General features: G+C 62.8%; 12 protein-coding genes. 3 read left to right on the top strand and 9 right to left on the bottom strand.

The features are described from left to right. Nucleotides 1–3: 3 nt before the first annotated feature. The gene (locus LFT43_RS17345) at nt 4–1,560 is read left to right on the top strand and encodes a sigma-70 family RNA polymerase sigma factor (protein ID WP_395798898.1); all 1,557 of its coding nucleotides are present in this window, start codon (nt 4–6) and stop codon (nt 1,558–1,560) included. 1,019 nt (nt 1,561–2,579) lie between these two features. Next, complete coding sequence (locus LFT43_RS17340; protein ID WP_395798896.1) at nt 2,580–3,638, top strand: PIG-L deacetylase family protein; 1,059 nt, start codon at nt 2,580–2,582, stop codon at nt 3,636–3,638. Nucleotides 3,639–3,933: 295 nt separating this feature from the next. Here the strand turns inward: LFT43_RS17340 and LFT43_RS17335 are convergent, their stop codons facing one another. From LFT43_RS17335 to LFT43_RS17300, 8 genes are all read right to left on the bottom strand, one after another. After that, on the bottom strand, nt 3,934–4,281 hold the full coding sequence (locus LFT43_RS17335; RefSeq protein ID WP_395798894.1) for a hypothetical protein: 348 nt from the start codon (nt 4,279–4,281) through the stop codon (nt 3,934–3,936). A gap of 96 nt (nt 4,282–4,377) precedes the next feature. Next, nucleotides 4,378–4,677 carry a hypothetical protein gene (locus LFT43_RS17330; protein WP_395798892.1) on the bottom strand — a complete coding sequence of 100 codons (300 nt, stop codon included), beginning with the start codon at nt 4,675–4,677 and terminating at the stop codon, nt 4,378–4,380. A 2-nt stretch (nt 4,678–4,679) separates the two neighbouring features. Then, entirely contained in the window at nt 4,680–5,486 is an 807-nt protein-coding gene (locus tag LFT43_RS17325) for a VOC family protein (protein WP_395798890.1), read from the bottom strand. 244 nt (nt 5,487–5,730) lie between these two features. Next, nucleotides 5,731–6,690 (bottom strand): class C sortase, encoded by a 960-nt coding sequence (locus tag LFT43_RS17320; RefSeq protein ID WP_395798888.1) that lies wholly within the window; start codon nt 6,688–6,690, stop codon nt 5,731–5,733. A gap of 101 nt (nt 6,691–6,791) precedes the next feature. Next, nucleotides 6,792–8,261, bottom strand: coding sequence for a SpaH/EbpB family LPXTG-anchored major pilin (locus LFT43_RS17315; protein ID WP_395798886.1), 1,470 nt, complete (start codon nt 8,259–8,261; stop codon nt 6,792–6,794). Next, nucleotides 8,258–11,206 carry a SpaA isopeptide-forming pilin-related protein gene (locus tag LFT43_RS17310; protein ID WP_395798884.1) on the bottom strand — a complete coding sequence of 983 codons (2,949 nt, stop codon included), beginning with the start codon at nt 11,204–11,206 and terminating at the stop codon, nt 8,258–8,260. Before LFT43_RS17310 ends, LFT43_RS17315 begins: the two co-directional genes overlap by 4 nt. Before the next feature lie 286 nt (nt 11,207–11,492). Then, the gene (locus LFT43_RS17305; protein WP_395798882.1) at nt 11,493–11,966 is read right to left on the bottom strand and encodes a hypothetical protein; all 474 of its coding nucleotides are present in this window, start codon (nt 11,964–11,966) and stop codon (nt 11,493–11,495) included. Nucleotides 11,967–12,333: 367 nt separating this feature from the next. Beyond that, nucleotides 12,334–13,101: a hypothetical protein gene (locus tag LFT43_RS17300; protein WP_395798880.1), complete on the bottom strand. Its 768-nt coding sequence runs from the start codon at nt 13,099–13,101 to the stop codon at nt 12,334–12,336. Between the two features lie 343 nt (nt 13,102–13,444). Between LFT43_RS17300 and LFT43_RS17295 the strand changes: the two genes are divergently transcribed. Then, entirely contained in the window at nt 13,445–13,639 is a 195-nt protein-coding gene (locus tag LFT43_RS17295) for a YegP family protein (RefSeq protein WP_395798878.1), read from the top strand. 56 nt (nt 13,640–13,695) lie between these two features. Here the strand turns inward: LFT43_RS17295 and aceE are convergent, their stop codons facing one another. After that, nucleotides 13,696–16,437 (bottom strand): pyruvate dehydrogenase (acetyl-transferring), homodimeric type, encoded by a 2,742-nt coding sequence (aceE, locus tag LFT43_RS17290; protein ID WP_395798876.1) that lies wholly within the window; start codon nt 16,435–16,437, stop codon nt 13,696–13,698. Nucleotides 16,438–16,657 lie beyond the last annotated feature (220 nt).

Raw genomic sequence — 16,657 nt, 5'->3', positions numbered from 1 at the left:
GTCATGGCAGGAAGGTTTCGGGCAGCTGCGGTCGCCAGTGACCGTGAGCTCATCGCGATGGTTCGCGCCGGGAACGCGGAAGCATACGAAGGGCTCTACACGAGGCATGTATCCATCGCCTCCTCTGTGGCACGGAGGAACGTCGACAATCCAAGCGACGCGGACGACGTCGTCGCGGAAGCATTCAACGCCGTGCTTCAAAGTCTCAAATCCGGGGGAGGTCCTCGGGAGTTTTTCCGCGCGTATTTGCTCTCCGCCGTCACCAGGCTCGCCCACCACACCAACAGAAAGGCGCGCCGAACTACCCCGGCAGACATTGAAGCGAACTTCGACCACGATGTGGTGGAGGAGGACCCGGTCATTCGCGCGTTTGAATCGCGGACCGTCGCGCGCGCGTATCGCGCGCTGCCTGAACGGTGGCAGTCGGTGCTTTGGTATCTGGACGTGGAAGGGATGAAGCCGGCAGCGCTCGCCCCGATCATGGGGCTCTCTCCCAACGCCGTTTCCGCGCTCGGCGTACGGGCCCGTGAGGGATTGCGCCGCCAGTACCTGCAGTCCCATATCAACGACCCGGAACTCGGGGGATGCGCGGAATTCAGGTCCCAGCTGGGGGCCTATCTTCGTGGCGGGCTTTCCAAGAAGAACGCGTCGGGTGTCCGCAGCCATTTGGATGGCTGCGCAGCGTGCACAGCTGTCCTGCTTGAACTTGAGGACGTTCGTGGAACCATGCGCGCCGTGCTGTTGCCGTTGGTCACAGGTATTCCATTGTCGGCCTGGGACGACAGGTCCAAGGAACTCGGAGCGGCCGGCGTCCTGCAGGGAACCTCGACCGGGACGGCCCTGGTCAACCCCGTGGTGATGACCGCCGCTAGTGCTCTTGTCGCAACGATCATGTTTGGCGGGGTCAGTGACTCGGCCAATCTGACCACGCAGGGCCAGCTTGGCGCGCTTGGCGGCGAGACCTCGCGTAACGACGTTCCCCCTGGTCCCGGGTTGCCTGCACCTGCTCCATCACGGCCCCAGACCTTGGTAACGCCGGCGGCTCAACAGCCCTCCAGCCCCGTCCCGACCTCCGTGCCCGCGCCTTCCCGGCCTTCCGAAACTGCGCCGGACCCGGTCCCACAGCCCGCTGCCCCACCGTTGCTGGCCACGGCTTCACCGCCTGGGCCTGAATCCGGCATTGTCTCTGATTCGATACAGACAGAAGGCGTCCAGGGGAGTGCCTCCGTTTCGGATGTTAATGGCGATCCAAGAACCCGGAGCATGGTCGTTGTTTTTTCCATCACAGGCGGCGCGGATCTCGGCTCTGCAACCGCAGCCTTCGCACTATCGAAACACGCCTCGATAGATCCTGCCTCCGTAAACGCCCCTGCTGGATGGACGTGCCTCGTGAACGCCGCAGATCCCGGCGCACTCACATGCACTACCGATTTTCTCAAGGGCGGAACGGCAGAGTTCCATTTCACGGTCAACACTACAAACAGGGGCCACGGTCACGTGCTTCAATACAGCCTCAACGGTCCAGCCGTCGAAACCAACTCATACACGTATGGATTCTGAAATCAGTCCGCATGCCAAGATTCCAAGCAGCCTCAGGGGATTACGGACACCTTCCCGCAATGGGAGGATCAGCCGATCACGGCGGTCAAGCCTGGCGGGCGGGCGGGATCTATTGCGTTGAGACGTTTTTTAGTTCCGAGAGGAGCCGCGCCGCTTCTGTCGGTGTCGTAGGAACGTTCCGGTAGTTAAGTCGGCAGGGCCCCAGCAATCCGTTTCCGAGGGTTTCCAGCCGGCGCCTGCAGCGGAGCGCGTCAGCGAAGTTCCTTGGCGATCGTGGCATGAGGAATCGCACGGCACCGTGAATGTAGGCCGCGGGGAAACTGTGGTCGTTGAACTCTTCGAGGCATGCCTGGCCTAGATCAGCCAACACAGTCCACTCCGCTTTGATGCCTCTGATCAACAGTGACACCCGGATTGTCCCCAACACATATCGCGAGGATTCTTCCGCACCCGCAAGGCAGAGGTCATGGAGCATACGTTCGAAGTGTGCCGATGTCGCCAAACCAGTAGTGACATCAGTACAGGAAAGTGGTTGAGCCTCCTCGCTTGCTTCAACCCATCCGACGGCGAGTTCCTGAAGGGCGTCACCATCGACCAGATGGCCCGAGATGGTGAACAGTGACCGCAAATCCGTCATGCTCTCCGCCAGCCCGACCCCTCGGTGCGACCGACTGATTCCCAATCTCCTGGCGTGTTCTGCACACGCCAGGCCGACGAGCAGAGAACTTGCCAGAGGCGAAACCTCAGGTACGAACCAGTCTCCGGCAACACGCCAACCGTCCTTGAGACTTTGCTCCCGCCACCTAAGTAGTAGCTTCCAGGCGCTGCTGTTGGTCGGCAGCGGAGCCGATTTTTGGATTTTCATACTTATGAGTGCCAGCCGGGGACCATTCGTGTCGGGAACCCCATTCCGTCATTGCGGGACCAACGGCCGGCGTCACGATTTGGCACGGTCGGCCACTTCCTTATCGGCAGCAAGATCTGCTTTCATGCTGCTGAAGTTAGTCCTTGGGGGAGAAATGAAGGCAACGTTGTTCGCCGTTGCTGGCTTTGTCGGCGCGGCCGCGGTGTATTGGGCGATGGTTCCGGCGGGCCAGCAGTGGTTCATCCGCAGGTTCAGGACGCCCCACCGTTTGAGGAGAACGACGGCGGCCCTGGGCGTCGGGATGATCGCGGCTTTGGTGTTGTGCTGTCTTTTCCCGGGCCAGCAGGCGTGGCTGCAGGTGGTGGTTCTCCTGGCTGGAACCGGGGTGGTGATTGGTGCGCTGGTGGCCCCGACCCTGCGGATCGACCACACGCTGGCGACGCAGCGCAGGAAGGTCCTGGCGATCGGTGCGCATCCGGATGACCTGGAATTGGCGTGCGGGGCGACCTTGGCGAAGCTGGTGGACGCGGGCCATGAGGTGCGGACCGTGGTGATGAACACCGGGGGTAGGGGCGGTGATAGTGCGGTCCGGGTGGCGGAGGCGGCCACGGGTTCGGATTTCATGGGGGCGTCCGAGGTCCAGGTCCATGACTTCCGGGATACGAGCCTGTCCGATCACGGGCAGGAAATGGTCCAGGTCATTGAAAGCCTGATGAGCACCTTCCGGCCCGATGTTGTCATTACGCATTCCGGGAACGACTACCACCAGGACCACCAAGCCGTTCATGCCGCCACCATGCGGGCGGCCCGCCAGCATTCCTCGATCCTGTGTTTTGAAAGTCCGTCGTCCACCCGGCATTTCAACCCGAGCGTGTTCGTGGACATCGAAGGTTACGTGGACGTCAAGATCCAGGCGGTGGCCATGCACCGGAACCAGAAGGGCAAACCATATATGAGCGCGGAACGGGTCCGCAGTCTCGCGGCCTTCCGCGGCTCCCAGGTCAAGACCTCCTATGCCGAGGGTTTCGAGCCCGTGCGCCTGCTCGGCTCAGCGGTGGGGGGAGTTCTGAGTACCGCCGCCGGCTTGGTGCTCGGCGGCCCTGGCCAAGGCATCCCCGGGCGTCCGTGGCAATGCTCCGGGTCGTCTGTCCGGCATGTGCTCGTTGCACAGCCGGTCGTTGTTCTCATTGTCGAGCGAACGGAGCTTCGTTGAGTGTCCGCCTCAACCCCCACTTGAGCTTCAAGGAAGTCGCCAGGGAGGCGACGGCCTTCTATCACTCGGTTTTTGGCGGGGTATTGACAGTGGAATCTTCTTCCGAGGTTCAGCGGGATGGAGGTCCTGAGGAGGCATCAAAAGTAACGCATGCGGTGCTTGTCGCCGACTGCGGGTTGGTTCTGATGGCATCCGACGCGCCTGACGACACGGCCTTCCGCGACGGCACCAACCATTCAATGTCGCTCTGCGGCGATAATGAGGGATCAATTCGGAATTACGTGGATAGTCAGCATCACGACCTCTCCTGCGACAGCGGACGAACATGATGGTGAGTCTCGCAAGTCATAAGACTGAGAGGAGGACCGTTGCCCGGAAGGACGGTCTCTGCGCCCATTCTGGCCCCTGCCAGGGATTCTTCTTCTGCGGAATCAGGGGCGCCGTGCATCGCGCGGCTTGCTCTCTCGGTGGTGCGCTGGCGCCGGAAAGCCACCGCTACGAGCGGAGCGGTCAGCAACACAAAGACGACTCCGGCCACGGCGAGAGCCCCTGACACCGTAATCAGCGCTGCCATGACCAGGATATGGATGCCCGCGGTTTCAGAGATCGACAGGCTCAATGCCGAGGCCGCGATCGTGTTCATGTTCATGTTCTCCTCTCAAGCTGCCGGTCCGATCCGTGACTCGGGAAACACGGTTTGGCGGCTGCGAACCTGGTTCGCAGCCGCCGTTTCCCGGGTTCAGACGCCAAGGCACTCGCTGACCTGCAGCGTTCCGCCGCGGGCAATGAAGGGGTGCTCCGCGAGCAAGGCGCGGACGGCGCCGATGGACTCGGCTTGAATGATCGAGTAACCGGCGATCTCAGCCCCGGCCGCGGGCTCACCTGCGGCTAGCCGGGCAACGAAACTGACCGGCGCGCCGGGGTCGGTGACCGCGCCCCCTGTGGTTTCGATCCACGCGCGGAACGCCTCCCGACCGGCCTCCATCATCTCTGGAGTCGGGTGGCCCATGCCGTGGTAGGTAACGAGGAACTGTGCCATTTCTAGGACTCCTGTGTGTTGCCGGCATCAGCTGGCGGGTTGATGATTCCGAAGGTTTCGCCCTGCGGACCTTGGAGGATGGCCATGCGGCCGAAGGGGCTGTCCGTAGGCGGGAAGATCGTGGCGGCGCCGAGCGCTGCAGCAGCCTCCAGGGTCGCGTCCGGGTCCTCGACCTGGAACCACGCCAGCCAGTAGCTCGGAACGCCATCCGGGAGGTTGGTGTCGTGCGAGATTCCGCCCACGGTTTGGCCGTCCTTGGGACGTTCGAAGGTGGAGTAGACAAACTCTGAGCCGTCTCCGATGTCCGTGTAGCTGAAGCCGAAGACGCGGGCGTAGAAATCACGCGCGGGCTGGTATTCGCGCGCGTGAAGCTCATTCCAGCAGACAGCTCCGGGTTCGTTGTAACGGCCGATGCCGTTGTGGCCGGTCGACTGCCAGATACCGAAGACCGCCCCTGCTGCATCGAGGGCCACGGTCATGCGTCCTTGGTCCATGACGTCGAACGGGGCCATCATGAGCTGGCCGCCGGCTTCTGCGATCTTCGCTGCGGTGGCGTCGGCGTCGTCGACCGCGAGATAGGTGTTCCAGACTGACGGCAGGGGGCCGGGGTTCTCGGGTTTGGGGCCGATGCCGGCTACCGGCGAACCGCCCATGAAGGCCATGTGGTACCCGCCCGCTTCCGGGCCGGCATCCTGGATATCCCAGCCGAACAACCGGGCGTAGAAGTCTGCAGCGGCTTTGACGTCATCCACTTGGGCGTCCACCCAGTTCGGGGTTCCCTCGGGCCATTTTTCGTTGCGAACAGGCATGATGCTCCTTTGAGTATGCAGCGCGGTGCGGCTGGTTTGCTTGGCATACTCAAAGTGGTGTCTATTCGCCGTTTGTGCCGCCAAAAGGGCACCGCATTTTCACGGCGCCAGCTCCTGTCGTGCGTATCGAGTCGCCGCTACTTGCCAGACACGGATCACAGCCCTTCCCATCCTTGCGTATGCATCGACGTCGCCGGACCGGGTCCTGGCAAGGAGGGTTGCCGGGGTTTCCCGGTCCAAGGAGTCACCGGTTTCGCCGGCGGTTCCGGGCGGTAGCGGCCAGGTAGAAGGCGAGCAGGCCGCCGATGAAGTAGATGGCCCAGAAGGGGAACCCGGTGTTGGTTTGCCGTCCTGCGAGGGTTTTTTGTTCGGGGGCGTCTTTGGGGATGTCCGCGATTCGGGAGGCGTGGACGAGGAGCCGGTGAGAGTTCACGCCGATGGGGGTGCAGGTGATCAGGGTGATGGAATCCTCGCCCGCAGTGACCTTAAGAGAAGAGATATCGTCCGGTTTCACCACTTCGATCTTGTTCACCTTGTACAGAAACGTGTGGTCCATGACTTCGGTGGAGAAGATGTCGCCCGTTTTGGCACTGTGGAGGGGGTTGAAGAGTTCGGCGTTGGGGATTCCGGAGTGTGACGTCAAGACGCTGTGTGTGCCGGGGCCTCCCACAGGAAGGGAGGATCCGTAGAGATGGCCGACTCCCTTGGCCAAGACGTCGTCGCTGGTTCCGTGGAAGATGGGCAGGTCGATGTTCAGTGAGGGGTATCGGAGTCTGCCGATCACGTCGTCGTTGGCCACGTTCAACTGGCTCTGGTAGTCCCGAAGTTGCCCTTCCACGGCCGGGGTTGGGGTTTGTGCGGAATAGGGGTCCCGCAGCTGCCCCGGGGGAATGCGGGAGTTGTATTCGCGTGCGCGGTCCAGCACTTTCGTCCGGGCCGAAGGTTCGAGCTGGTCAACTTCCTGGGCGTATCCGGAAAGCTGGCTGTTGTGGGATATCGAGCTGAACCAGTCCGCTGCCTGAGGGTAGAGGATCAGGCCCAGCCCGATGGCTGCGATGATCATCATCGTCACGAACCTGCGGTCGGCAGGACCGGATCGGCCGCGGTTGCGTCCGGCTGCCGGTCTCCGGGTTCTGCGGCGACGAGGGGTGCCTTTCGGGCCGGGTTCGGAACCCTCCATGAATTCTTCGAGGGTTTGGGTCATTGGAGCCTCTTGCTTTGATGGGCGGGAGAGGTGTGGGGCATCCACCAGGTTGATGGATGCCCCACACCTTGCATCACGGGACGCAGGTCACCGAGGGATGGTTACTTTGCCTCGTTGCGCTTCCGACGGCCGGTGACCATGAAGAGACCGGCACCTGCCAGCACAAGAATCCCGCCGGCGGTCAGGGCCCAGGTTCCCACACCACCGGTGAGGGGCAGCTGGAATCCGGCGTTGTGCAGGACGTTGTTGATCGTCACGGTGACGACCGTTGGGTCCGAGCTGGTGACCGTGGTCTGGACCGGCTGGGCGAGCAGCTCGTAGCCGGCCGGGGCCTTGGTCTCTACCAGCCAGTACGACTGGTAGCCGGGCTGGCCCGGGCTTACCGCGACCCCGTTGGCCCAGTTGGAGTAGCGCAGTCCGGAGATCACCAGGTTGCCGCTGGCATCGGTGGTCCAGGAGCTGACACCGGCGATGGTGATCGCGTTGGTGCCGGCCAGGGCGTCAGCCTGGGTCGGGTAGACCGAGAACGTGGCACCCGCAAGACTCGCGGAGGTCTTGGAGTCCTGCTTGTGAAGGACGATGTCGCCCCACTTGGTAACCACCGGAGGAGTGACGACCGGGCCGCCCGGCTGGCCCGGAGCGATGGCGAAGCTGGCCGCGTTCGGGTAGACGAGGGCCGTGTTCGAGATCTGGCCGACCGTGTTCACGGTGGTGTTCACCGTCACGACGACTTTGGCCGTGGGGTTGGCGGCAAGGATGGCCCGGCCGCTGGCGGTGAAGTCGACCGTGAGGGTGTTAGTGGCCGCGTTGAACGCGATGGTGTAGTCCGTGTTCAACGTCAGTGTGGCGCCGTTGGAGAGCGCGACCGACGAGTTTGTGTACGTCAGCTTCGGGTCGAGCTGATCCACGATCCGGTAGCCATCAATCGGGTTGACATTGGGGATGTCGCCGGTGATGGTCCACTGCACGTTGTCGCCGAGCTTGATGGCCGGGGCGTCCGTGACGGTCTTCGTGGCACCGGTCACCGCGTTCTTGGGGTACACGTTGACGTTGTACATCCAGTTGTTCTCGTTCACGGGGTCCGTCATCGGAAGCGTGACCAGGAACGGAGCCGAAGGAGTGACACCGGCCGGGTAGCCGGTCTCCGTCACCAGGTACAGGCCCAGGGGAAGGTTCCCCAGGGTGGCTGTTCCGGTCGCGTCGGTCGTGACCGCGGTGCCAGGGGTGGCTGCCTGCGCGGCAGCCTGTGCCGGTGTCAGGGCTGCTGCGGCAGTCCAGCCCGCGTTGGTCGTCAGGTCAATGTTGTTGACCTTCTGAACCGTGAACGTGACCCCAGCCATGGGCGTCAAGCCCGCTAATTGAGTCGGGGTCAGTGCCGTTCCGTTGTTGGGCAGGTTGGTCGGCGTGGCCGGCTGCTGGTACTTGTGGATGGTCAGCGTAGCCGTCTTGGACGGATCGATATTCGCAATGTTCGCCGCGTGCGCGCCCCCTGCCCCGAGGGCAAGCATTGCTGCTGAGGCAATTGCGGCTAGGGAAGCTACTATTCTGCGCCTCACCTTCGATGATTTCATCGTTTTCCTTTCTTGTTGTCCCCAGGGAGATGCACGGAGCTGCGCTCAGCAATCTGGGTTTGTGGGGTTTTGTCCGCTCGCCTGGTCATGATGAGGGCGAGCGAAGTCATGAGGAGGAGGATCCCGAGAAGGGCGCCTCCGAAGAGGCCGGCGTTGCCTGGTCCGCCGGCGGCTGGAAGCTTGACGGCCGCCATGTCCAGGACGGTGATGGTCAGTCCGTTTGCCGTCACAGATGTGCCAGCGGTGGCCGCGTCCAAAGTGATGCTGCCGTTGGCTGCCACAGTGAACTTCACAGGAGTAGCCAGGAGCGAGTAGCCGTTCGGGGCCTTGGTCTCGAGTAGCCAGTACGTCCCTGGAAGCAGGTTTCTGACCTCGACCAGTCCGGGCGAGCCGGACACGGCACTGCTTACTCCGATCACTGTGGTGCCCATTTGCCCGGCGGCATCATTGTGGATCTCAAAGGTCGAGCCGGTCAGGGGGACGGTGGAACCCTGGGTTGGACCGGGCCCTGATTTTTGCAGGAACAGGTGGCCCGTGGTGGGGTTGGTGGTGAAACACGCCGGGTCAAGCGGCGCCGCGCTGCCGGTGACGCATCGTGCCGGCGGGATAACCGCGTTGCCGGTTGCCCCGTTCTTCAGGGTGACCAGCCACGCATTGGAGTTGACCGTCACCGAGTACGTCAAAATCGCCGTGCCGTTGCCGGGCAGCGTGAATGAGGGAGTGACCAGCTTGCTGTTGGCGCCGGGATCCGAAACTGCGACGGGTGTACCGCCGTTGATGGTCAGCTTCGCCGAACCGGCTGTGAACGTGGCGTTGTTCAGAACCTGGCTCAGGTCATCGGTGAGGATGACACCGGTGATGGGGTTGACCGTGGAGTTGGTGGCGGTCACCGTATAGGTGATCACCCTGTTTGCGCTGGGGTCGCCCGGGTTGACGTAGGTTCCGGAAGCGGGGGACGCGGTCTTGCCCAGCGTCCACACGCCCACGGGATTGACCGTGCAGGTCGTGCTGCCGGCGGGGCAGGAAGTCGGGGGCGTAACGATGGTCGAGGGGGTCAGGTAGTTCTCGAGCGAAGCATCACCCAGGTTGCCGGCGTTGTTGACTTTCACCTGATAGGTGACCACGCTTTTCGCGCCCGCGGCCACCGTGCCCGTGATGCCCAGCGTCTTTGTTGCCGCACCCGAGTTGTTGGTGACAACCAGGGGAGTCCCGCTCGTGGTGGTCGTGGTGATGGAATTGGCTACAAGGGTTGAGGCATCCAGGACGTCCCCGAGCCAGTCGGTATAACTGACTGTGGCCGGGGCTGTACCGGTGGTGTTGTCGAAGGTCAACGTGTACGTCAGAACTTGTCCGGGTTGGACCATGGTCCCGGGGGCCGGATCCACGCTCTTGGAGGCCACCAGATTGGGCAGCAGGGCCGTGTTGACGAACCGGCAGGTGACCTCGGTAGATACAGTGCCCGAGGAAATTGGAATTTCGGTGCTGTTGACGTTGAACGAGGTCCCTGTGCCGCTCTTGAATGGTGCGGCGGTCAGGTCCGGCGTGTTCCAGCATTTCCAGGTGGTGGTGTAACCGCCGGTGGCCGTGGTCTGGCTTTCGGAGAAGGTGTAGTAGACCCCACTCACTTGTGCAAGCACGGCGGCAGGGCCCACCTGGTTGCTCTGGACTCCTGACGCGCTGCCGGTGGTGGTGGTGGTTCCCAGGACGGCTCCACCGCCTGCGGCGTCACCACGTTTGATGGATAGATTGAACTGGTCGCTGGCGTTGACGCGGCCGCCGACGATTTCCTTCTGCAATTTCACGTGGGGGGGCGCTGGCTGGCATGAGGCCAAGTCGGTGCCGTAACCGTAGGCGAGTGCTGTTCTGGTCCCCAAAGGCTGGAAGGTGTTGGGGTCATAGACAGTGACGTTGGTGCTGGTGCCGCCATTGTTCGACTCAATAATGAGCGAACCGTTCGAATCGAAGGCGATGCCGTTATAACCCGGATCGGTGGTCGAGTTGCCAATCAGGATGCTGCCGGTGGCGTTGGCGAGGGTCGCGCCCGGGGTGGCATCCACCCCGGTGAGGGTAAAGATTTGGACGCTTCCGGGGTACGCCGTCTGCGCGTTGTCGACCTGGGAAAGGATGGCGTAGAGATTTCCCTGGCTGTCAAAAGCAAAGTCGCCGTTGCGGTTGGCCGGGACCGGGTCCCAGGTGTTCGTTACGGAGTTGTAGTTGTAACCCAGGTAAGCGGAGGAGGAGACCTGAAGACCGTTGACGACCAGGGCGACAGCACCGGATACCGGATCGTAGCGCCAGATGTACAGATTGACGGTCCACTGCGGCGGGTTGCTCCCGGCCACCGGGATGTCCGCGTAACCACCGAAGTAGTACGCGCCGTCGACCGGATTGACGGCGCCGGCCACCACACCGTCATGCACCAGCGAGGTATCGACATTTGTCTTGAGAAGAACAGGTGCGGGATTGGTCGCGGTGGGATTGTAGGAATAGATGTTGACCGAAGAAGGGCCGGTGGGGCCGTTGTCGAAGCGATCGACGTAATACATCATCCCTGTCTGGCTGCTGACGGCCAGCCCATTCGCTACGCCGAGGGTGTTGCTGGTGTTTGCCATCTGGTAGTCGAGCACCGGGTTGTTGCTGGAATTCACGTGCGAACGGTAAATCCCGCCGGTGCCATCGATCGAGTAGAAAACGTTGGGCGCGCACACCTGGGACACGGTCAACGCCATCGGCAATGCCATGCCGGCGTTCGCCGAGACAGCCCGCCCGGCCGTGACAGGAGAGGACCCTGCGGCGTTCGCGGCCGCAGGCATCGCCACCAGCTGGAGCAGAAGGACCAAGACGGTGACAAGACCCAGGACCAGCCTTGACACGGCATGGAGTGCCTTCGGGGGCAGCCCGTCGGAGGCCTTCTTGAAGACCCAGGGGAAAGTCTTGACGGTCATCAGGAACCGCCCCTGATCCCAGACCTTGCTGTGGTGAATTTGTTCAATATCACCGGACACCTCACTAGTGGTAACGACCAGGCCCACGCCCGGAACTTTGCATCTGACAGGTATGTATCGGTGTCCGGAAGAACGTGACGACGATTCCGGTAGGAATCTCTCAGCTTTTTTCCAGGGGCTCTTGAAATCCACAAGGTACGGTCCGCAGAACGGCACGCCAGGGCCCGTCGCTCCAGGCCTTGGGCAGCCGACTGCCTTGTGGATCCTGAGCGATTGCAGAGGTTATTCAGGCAAGGAAAATGGGTGTGATGGCATCGTGTTCGTCCCAGAGTGTCGTCCCGGAGGCGGTGACCGCCTGGACAGCCATGGCACTGATGAGCTCTCCTGCATGCCTTTGGTCGTTTTCGGTGACGACATACGTGAAGACCAGCTCGGTTTCCCCTCCGGCGGGCACAGGGCCGACACTCAAAGCGGCTGGGCCAGTCGTGTAGTGCAGTTCTTCCATTCCTGCATTGGTGAAGGACCGCAGGACAAGGGTGGCAAGGGTGAGCTCTTCCCCTGAATCATTGATGATCCACGCGGAATAGGCCAAGGTTTCGTGCGGAGCCGCGCTGAACTTGTTTGCGTAGTGAACCAAGCGGACCCCGGTGCCCGGCAGCGGGCACGCCGGGAAGGCGTCCGACGCCGTGGGATCCGATAGATGCCACATTCCCGGGAAGGGGGGCTTAAGGCGGCCCGTGGGGAGGGACGCATCGGCCATCGCGTGTCCTTCATGGGGCTGTCGTTCAATTTGTTTGCCCGGGTTGCCTGGTATCTGCCGCATTAGGACCTCCTGGGGAAAAATGTGTTCAGCCATTGGGCTCTCGGCGTTTCTGCTCGGCGGCGTCCGCGGGCGGGCGCTTGGCCGGTGGCGTCTTTGCCGGGAGGTGCCATCGGTTCCGGGATAGTGACCATCGATGAGGTGAACCGCCGTGTGCCGGTGGCGGTGTCCCCTTCACTGGGTGTGTCGTGGCCCGGAAGGCTGAGAACGGCATCGATGATGGCAATGACCCTTAGTGAGCCGTCGTTCGCGCGTCGGGCCGGGCCCGTGGTTGAAGTGAACAGATTCGCCGTACTTTCGTGGCAGGTCATCGCGACTGCGGCTTTACCGGGATCCCTCGTAGCTGCGCCATGAGGCTCATGGCTTCGGCATCCGTTGACGGGATCGGCTGGTACCGGAGCCTGCAGGGGCCGAGGGCTCCGTTACGCAGCGCTTCAAGGCGCCTCTTGCACCTCAGCGCATCAGCAAGATTCCCTGTTGAACCCTGGATGAGGAAGTCCACCCTGTCATGGCGGTACACCTGTATCGCTGATTCGCCGGTGAATTCCTGGGCGCAGATTCGACCCACTTCCACGGACAGGGTCCAGGAGCCTTTCAGTTGTTTGTCCATGAGCGGAAACAGGAAAGCCCCCAACATGAACTTGCCGGGCCCGTTCGCCGTCCGACGCGCGTCTTGAAGGGCGCGTTCGAAATGGGCTGTGGTTGCCAGGCCCGTTGTGACATCCGTGCATGACGAAGGCTGTTGGTCTTGCTCCCTGGCCTCTACCCATCCGACGGCGATTTCCTGCAGTGCGCTTTGATCGACCGGATGTCCCGCAGCTGTGAAGAGGGACCGCAGATCGATCATCGTTTCAGCGATGCCCACACCGTGGAAGGAACGCGATGCGCCCAGATGTCGGGCTGCACCATAAGAGGAATTCCCATTCATCACCGAGAAGGCCATGCCTTCGACTTCCGGTACGAACCAGTCGCGGACGTACCGCCAGCCATCGCGCAGGCTCTGGTCCCGCCACCGGTCCAGAAGCTGCCACATGCCATTCTCAACGGGCACGGAAGGCGCTGTTTGAATCTTCATGCCTAACTTGTGGCGCGTGCAGCCGATTCATGTTGCAAGTGCCGCGAAATATCTGCGACGAGGGCAACTAGTCAAGTCAAGCCGGTGCGCTCGACAGCCGGTTCTTCGAGGGTTATCTGGTCACGATGTCCTTGTTGAGGCAGTACCGGGCGTAAACCTTGGGTGTCTCCATGCCTTCCGGTTCACCTCGGAATCCGGTATAGGTCTACCGAAAAAGGTTGAATATTACCCATGGGTAGGCCTTCTGGGAGGCCTCCATGGCGGATATTCTCATAGGGACTTCACGAGAGTCAGTGGTCATCGGAAGGGATGCAACGACGCATCCGCGGTGGAAAGAGGGTTAATGTCTGGCATTTTCGAAATCTTGGCAGCAGGGGAGCAATCGTTCCACTTCCGGTTGAAGGCCGACGATGGAACGATCGTGGCGGTTTCGCCCAAGTTCCCGGATATCGCGGCTCTCGTGGCCGGAATCAATGCAGTCAGGGAGAATGCCGCCACAGGATTCGTGGTGGATCACCGCTCGCTCGGAGCCCAATAAGAGAAATCGGCGGCAGTGCTCACAGGAGCACCGCCGCCGATTAGTTTTAGGGCACCTTAGGAGTCGCCTCCTGATCCGCCGGTGGTGCCGGCAGTGACGTCCAGGAGCTTGTAGCGGTCAATGGCGTACGACGGCGCACTCGGGTCTACTTCGCCCCTCGCCGCGAGGAGTTGCAGGGTTTTGGTGACGATGGAGTGGGTGTCGTTTTTGAAGTAGCGTCGGGCGGCTTGGCGGGTGTCGGAGAATCCGAAGCCGTCGGCGCCGAGGGAGGCGAATTCGTTGGGGATGAATTGGCGGATCTGGTCCGGGACGGCTTTCATGTAGTCGGTGACGGCGATGACGGGTCCGGTGGCGCCGGCGAGCTGCCGGGCGACGAAGGGGGTGCGGGGTTGTTCGCCGGGGTTGAGGAAGGCGTGTTCCTCGGCGGCGAGTCCGTCGCGGCGGAGTTCGTTCCAGGAGGTCACGGACCAGACGTCGGCGGAAACGCCCCAGTCCTGGGCGAGGATCCGCTGGGCTTCGATGGCCCAGGGGACGGAGACGCCGGAGGCGAGGAGCTGTGCGCGGGGTCCGTCGGTTTTTGCCGGGGCGAGCAGGTAGATGCCTTTGAGGAGGCCTTCGGTGTCGAGGTTTTCCGGTTCCGCGGGCTGGGTGATGGGTTCGTTGTAGACGGTGAGGTAGTACATGAGGTTCCGGTCCTCGGAGTGCTCCCCGTACATGCGTTGGAGTCCGTCGCGGATGATGTGGCCGATTTCGTAGCCGTAGGCGGGGTCGTAGGTGAGGACGGCGGGGTTGGTGGAGGCCAGGATGGGGGAGTGGCCGTCGGCGTGTTGGAGTCCTTCGCCGGTGAGGGTGGTCCGTCCCGCGGTGGCGCCGATGATGAAGCCGCGGGTCATCTGGTCCGCGGCGGCCCAGAAGGCGTCGCCGGTGCGTTGGAAGCCGAACATGGAGTAGAACACGTAGATCGGCACGAGGGGTTCGCCGTGGGTGGCGTAGGCGGTGCCGGCGGCGGTGAACGCGGCGACGGCGCCGGCTTCGTTGATGCCGGGGTGGATGAGCTGGCCCATGGGGGATTCCTTGTAGGCCAGGACGAGGTCCCGGTCCACGGAGAGGTAGTTCTGGCCCTTGGGGTTGTAGATCTTCGCGGTGGGGAAGAACGCGTCCATGCCGAAGGTGCGGGACTCGTCCGGGACGACCGGGACGAAGCGGGCGCCGAAGTTCTTGTCCCGCATGAGGTCCTTCAGGAGCCTCACGAAGGCCATGGTGGTGGCGGCCTGCTGTTTGCCGGAGCCGCGCTTGGCGACCTCGTAGGAGGTGGCCTCGGGCAGCACCACGGGGGTGTGGGTGGAGCGGCGTTCCGGGACGGGGCCGCCCAGGGCGGCGCGGCGGTCCATCATGTACCGGATTTCCGGGGCGTCCATGCCGGGGTGGTAGTACGGGGGCCGGTACAGGTCCGTGTCCAGCTGTTCGTCGGTGATGGGGATGCGCAGGTGGTCCCGGAAGGCCTTGAGGTCTTCCATGGTGAGTTTCTTCATCTGGTGGGTCGCGTTGCGGCCCTCGAAGTGGGGTCCGAGTCCGTAGCCCTTGACGGTCTTGGCCAGGATCACGGTGGGTTTGCCCTTGAACTCGGCCGCGGCCTTGTACGCGGCGTAGACCTTGCGGTAGTCGTGGCCGCCGCGTTTGAGGCCCCAGATCTGGTTGTCGTCCAGGTCCGCGACCAGGTCCTTGGTGGCCGGGGTCTTGCCGAAGAAGTGTTCGCGCACGAACCCGCCGGACTCGGCCTTGTAGGTCTGGTAGTCCCCGTCCACGGTTTCGTTCATGATCTTCACCAGGGACCCGTCGGTGTCCCTGGCCAGCAGCTCATCCCATTCCCGGCCCCAGACGACCTTGATGACGTTCCAGCCCGCGCCGCGGAAGAACGCCTCGAGTTCCTGCATGATCTTCCCGTTGCCCCGGACCGGCCCGTCCAGGCGCTGGAGGTTGCAGTTGATCACGAAGTTCAGGTTGTCCAGGTTCTCGTTCGCGGCGAGCTGGAGCAGGCCGCGGGACTCGGGCTCGTCCATTTCCCCGTCGCCCAGGAACGCCCAGACCTGCTGGCCGGAGGTGTCCTTCAGGCCCCGGTCGTGCAGGTAGCGGTTGGACTGGGCCTGGTAGATCGCGTTCATCGGGCCGATGCCCATGGACACGGTGGGGAATTCCCAGAACGCGGGCATCAGGCGCGGGTGCGGGTAGGAGGAGAGGCCGTGGCCTTGCTTGGACTTCTCCTGCCGGAACCCGTCCAGGTCCTCCTCGGAGAGCCGGCCCTCCATGAACGCCCTCGCGTACATGCCCGGGGACGCATGGCCCTGGAAGAACACCTGGTCCCCGCCGGAAGGGTGGTCCTTGCCGCGGAAGAAATGGTTGAAGCCGACCTCGTACAGGGTCGCGGCCCCGGCATAGGTCGAGATGTGCCCGCCCACCCCGATGTCCGCCCGCTGCGCCCGGTGCACCATCACGGCCGCGTTCCAGCGCATGTACGCCCGGTACCGTCGCTCGAACTCCTCGTTGCCCGGGAACGGCGCTTCCTGGTCCGCCGGGATCGTGTTCACGTAATCGGTGGTCGTCACCATCGGCACCCCCACCGACTGGGACCCCGCCCGCTGAAGCAGGCTGCGCATGATGAACTGCGCCCGCTCCGTGCCCTGCTCCCTGATCAACGCATCCAAAGACTCAACCCACTCGGCAGTCTCTTCCGGATCACGATCAGGCAGCTGGGAAGTCAACCCGCTAAGGATGTGTGAGGTCTCTTCTCCTGCAGCCACGTCCAACCTCTCTTCATTGAATGTCTGGGCGCCTGCACTGTAGTGCGCGCTGAAACGTGCGTAGAAATTTCGTATTGTGAGAATAAAATTCTGTAGTTCGAGATTAGCCACGCGTTGGCCAAGCGTCAATCTAGCGCCGCGGCGGCTAGTCCCCGCGAGGCCACATGGCGCCAGGTGGCCGATTGTGACCGTCGTCGCGAGCGCAACTCTTGACCAAAGG

Source organism: Arthrobacter sp. FW306-04-A (genome assembly GCF_044358315.1).
Lineage (GTDB): Bacteria > Actinomycetota > Actinomycetes > Actinomycetales > Micrococcaceae > Arthrobacter.
This window is presented reverse-complemented; position numbering and strand designations above follow the sequence as displayed.

What these genes read in the sequence shown, in the direction of transcription:
- LFT43_RS17335 (WP_395798894.1), bottom strand. Translation starts at nt 4,281, where the DNA reads ATGAACACGATCGCGGCCTCGGCATTGAGCCTGTCGATCTCTGAAACC.
- LFT43_RS17340 (WP_395798896.1), top strand. Translation starts at nt 2,580, where the DNA reads ATGAAGGCAACGTTGTTCGCCGTTGCTGGCTTTGTCGGCGCGGCCGCG.
- LFT43_RS17330 (WP_395798892.1), bottom strand. Translation starts at nt 4,677, where the DNA reads ATGGCACAGTTCCTCGTTACCTACCACGGCATGGGCCACCCGACTCCA.
- LFT43_RS17305 (WP_395798882.1), bottom strand. Translation starts at nt 11,966, where the DNA reads ATGGCCGATGCGTCCCTCCCCACGGGCCGCCTTAAGCCCCCCTTCCCG.
- LFT43_RS17325 (WP_395798890.1), bottom strand. Translation starts at nt 5,486, where the DNA reads ATGCCTGTTCGCAACGAAAAATGGCCCGAGGGAACCCCGAACTGGGTG.
- LFT43_RS17295 (WP_395798878.1), top strand. Translation starts at nt 13,445, where the DNA reads ATGTCTGGCATTTTCGAAATCTTGGCAGCAGGGGAGCAATCGTTCCAC.
- LFT43_RS17345 (WP_395798898.1), top strand. Translation starts at nt 4, where the DNA reads ATGGCAGGAAGGTTTCGGGCAGCTGCGGTCGCCAGTGACCGTGAGCTC.
- LFT43_RS17320 (WP_395798888.1), bottom strand. Translation starts at nt 6,690, where the DNA reads ATGACCCAAACCCTCGAAGAATTCATGGAGGGTTCCGAACCCGGCCCG.
- LFT43_RS17300 (WP_395798880.1), bottom strand. Translation starts at nt 13,101, where the DNA reads ATGAAGATTCAAACAGCGCCTTCCGTGCCCGTTGAGAATGGCATGTGG.
- LFT43_RS17310 (WP_395798884.1), bottom strand. Translation starts at nt 11,206, where the DNA reads ATGACCGTCAAGACTTTCCCCTGGGTCTTCAAGAAGGCCTCCGACGGG.
- LFT43_RS17315 (WP_395798886.1), bottom strand. Translation starts at nt 8,261, where the DNA reads ATGAAATCATCGAAGGTGAGGCGCAGAATAGTAGCTTCCCTAGCCGCA.